The 254-nt window shown below is 68.1% G+C and carries 1 pseudogene; it reads right to left on the reverse strand.

The annotated features are described in order from the left end of the window. Window positions 1-254: pseudogene (locus tag E5W87_RS35830) on the reverse strand (cell wall hydrolase); the annotation flags it as partial.

The following is a 254-nucleotide window of genomic DNA, read 5'->3' on the forward strand; positions in this document are numbered from 1 at the left end:
GCCGGGAACGAGGTGACAGGCCGGGTGTCGGCCGTGCCGCCGAAACGGGCCGCGTCCGGCTCCTGCATCGGTTCTTGCATCGCAACAAGGGTCGCCTTCTGTGGTGTCGCCTTCTCCAGAGTCGCCTTTGCCGGCTGCGATGCGACCGCGTTCACATAGGTTGCATCGGCGGATGTTGCCGCCCTGGTGTTTGTCGCCTTGATGGCGCGTAGCGGCGCCGCGGAGGCGACGAGCATCACCGGAGCGGTGGCGGC

The organism is Mesorhizobium sp. (assembly GCF_004962925.1).
Lineage (GTDB): Bacteria > Pseudomonadota > Alphaproteobacteria > Rhizobiales > Rhizobiaceae > Mesorhizobium.